The organism is Bradyrhizobium sp. LeoB3, from assembly GCF_055456055.1.
In genome coordinates, this window is sequence record NZ_JBVBEF010000246.1 from 1 (window position 1) to 2,540 (window position 2,540).

At 64.1% G+C, this 2,540-nt stretch carries 3 protein-coding genes; all 3 read left to right on the forward strand.

Annotated elements, in window-relative coordinates:
• The first annotated feature begins 59 nt into the window (after positions 1-59).
• Positions 60-464 (forward strand): IS66-like element accessory protein TnpA, encoded by a 405-nt coding sequence (gene tnpA, locus ACZXDY_RS45430; protein WP_464349951.1) that lies wholly within the window; start codon positions 60-62, stop codon positions 462-464.
• The gene (gene tnpB, locus ACZXDY_RS45435) at positions 461-808 is read left to right on the forward strand and encodes an IS66 family insertion sequence element accessory protein TnpB (protein ID WP_464349952.1); all 348 of its coding nucleotides are present in this window, start codon (positions 461-463) and stop codon (positions 806-808) included. The genes tnpA and tnpB overlap by 4 nt, the downstream gene beginning before the upstream one ends.
• A gap of 70 nt (positions 809-878) precedes the next feature.
• A complete protein-coding gene (gene tnpC, locus ACZXDY_RS45440) occupies positions 879-2,507 on the forward strand; it encodes an IS66 family transposase (protein ID WP_464349953.1) in 1,629 nt (542 codons plus the stop codon).
• Positions 2,508-2,540 lie beyond the last annotated feature (33 nt).

Here is a 2,540-nt window from a genome sequence, read left to right on the forward strand (position 1 = left end):
GTCTCCCTCCGGTGAGGGCCGCCTTGTCGGGTTAAGACGAGTGCTGTGTAACAGCCCTTATGGACAGCAATAAGTTCAGTGCTCAGATTGAACGGTTCGAGGTTGTCGAGACTGGCCGTCGGCGTCGCTGGAGCGATGACGAGAAACTCAAGATCGTTCTGGAGAGTTTGCAGACACCGCGCGCGGTCTCATCGACAGCACGACGATACGGCATCTCGCGCTCGCTCCTGTTGACTTGGCGACGATCGTTTGGGACGCGGACGGGCGGTGAAGAAGATCCCCGGCCCGGCTTTGTGCCGGCGATGGTGATGCCGGACCAACCGCCGGCGTCGCCGGTATCTTTAGCGGGGCCAGCGAGCGGACGCATGGAGATTGTCGTCGGCAAGGCCTGTCGCGTGATCGTGGACGCCGGCGTTGATACGACCGCGTTGTCTCGCGTGTTGGATCTGCTGGAGCGGCGATGATCCCGATCGCAGCAGGGGCGAGGATCTGGATCGCAACCGGTCACACCGATATGCGCAAAGGCATGCAGGGTCTGGCATTGCTGGTGCAAGAGGGCCTGGGGCGCGACCCTTTTGCCGGCGACGTCTTTGTGTTCCGTGGTCGTGCCGGCACACTGATCAAGGCGCTTTGGCACGACGGGGTCGGGCTATCGCTCTATGCCAAGCGGCTGGACCGTGGCCGCTTCATCTGGCCGGCGACGGTGGACGGCGTGATGTCGCTGACCGCAGCTCAGATGGGCTATTTGCTGGAGGCGATCGACTGGCGCAACCCCCAACACAGTTGGCGGCCGCAGAGCGCAGGATAGATTGCGCAATAGTCCCGTGAGATTGCAAAAAGCGCGCGCCAAATCGCGGCTTTTGTGATTCCATCGGTGCATGGGTAGCGGTCCCGAGAAGCTGCCGGAAGACATTGAGGCGCTGCAGGCCGCGTTGCTGGCGACGCGCGCCGAACTTGCCAGCGTTCGCGCCCAGCAGTCCGACGACCATGCGCTGATCGCTCACCTGAAGCTGCAGATCGAAAAGCTGAATCGTGATCGTTATGGCCCTGGCTCGGAGCGTACCGCAAGGCTGCTGGATCAGCTCGAACTGACGCTGGAGGAGCTCGAGGCCTCAGCGACCGAGGATGAGATCGCTGCCGAAATGGCCGCGGCCAGGACGACGAAGGTGGCCTCGTTCACGCGCAAGAGGCCGTCGCGCCAGCCGTTCCCGGACCATCTGCCTCGCGAGCGCGTGCTCGTGCCGAGACCTGTGGCGTGCGCCTGCTGCGGCGGAGCGCGGTTGTCCAAGCTCGGGGAGGACATCACCGAGACGCTGGAGGTGATCCCGAAATCCTGGAAGGTGATCCAGCACGTCCGGGAGAAGTTCAGCTGCCGTGATTGCGAGAAGATCAGCCAGGCCCCGGCGCCGTTCCATGTCATCGCCCGTGGCTGGGCCGGCCCCAGCTTGTTGGCGATGGTGCTGTTCGAGAAGTTCGGCCAGCACCAGCCGCTGAACCGGCAGGCGGAACGCTATGGCAAGGAAGGGGTGCCGATCAGCCTGTCGACCCTCGCCGACCAGGTTGGCGGCTGCACAGTCGCGCTGACGCCCTTGTTCCGGCGCCTCGAGGCCCATGTGCTGAGTGCCGAGCGATTGCACGGGGATGACACGACGGTGCCGGTCCTGGCCAAAGGCAAGACCGACACCGGCCGCATCTGGGTCTATGCGCGCGACGACAAGCCTTTTGGTGGGCAGGCCCCGCCGGGGGCAGTATTTTATTACTCGCGCGATCGCGCAGGCGAGCATCCGCAGGCCCATCTGGCCGGCTATAGCGGCATCTTCCAGGCCGACGCCTATGGCGGCTATGGCAAGCTTTACGACCCGGGCCGCAACGCAGGTCCGATCCTGGAAGCGGCGTGCTGGGTCCATGCCCGACGGCCGTTCTTCGTGATGGCTGATCTGGCGGAGAATGCGCGCCGCAAGGTGCAGGGCAAAAAGCCAGCGGTGATCTCGCCTTTGGCTCTGGAAGCAGTCCGCCGGATCGACGCCTTGTTCGAGATCGAGCGAGGCATCAACGGCGAGACGCCCGAACGGCGCCGGGCCGTCCGCCAGGAGCTCAGCGCGCCGCTGGTCGCCGATTTGGAAACCTGGATGCGTGAGCAACGCGCCAAGCTCTCACGGCGCAACGATGTCGCCAAGGCGATGGACTACATGCTCAAGCGCTGGAGCGCATTCACCCGCTTCCTCGAGGACGGCCGCATCTGCCTGTCGAACAACGCCGCCGAACGAGCCCTGCGCGGCATTGCCTTGGGGCGGAAGTCGTGGCTGTTCTGTGGCTCCGACCGCGGTGGCGACCGTGCCGCGATGATGTACAGCCTGATCGTCACGGCTAAAATGAACGACCTCGATCCACAGGCTTGGCTCGCCGACGTCCTGGCGCGCATCGCTGCACATCCGGTCCAACGGCTCGACGAACTTCTGCCTTGGAATTGGCGCGACCGAAATAAGCAAGTCAATCAAGCAGCCTGAGTGACCCCTACGCGGCTCTCACCGGATGCTTAC

Bases quoted from the DNA above. Each gene is read 5' to 3' on its own strand.
- tnpC (WP_464349953.1), top strand. From the start codon at position 879: ATGGGTAGCGGTCCCGAGAAGCTGCCGGAAGACATTGAGGCGCTGCAG.
- tnpA (WP_464349951.1), top strand. From the start codon at position 60: ATGGACAGCAATAAGTTCAGTGCTCAGATTGAACGGTTCGAGGTTGTC.
- tnpB (WP_464349952.1), top strand. From the start codon at position 461: ATGATCCCGATCGCAGCAGGGGCGAGGATCTGGATCGCAACCGGTCAC.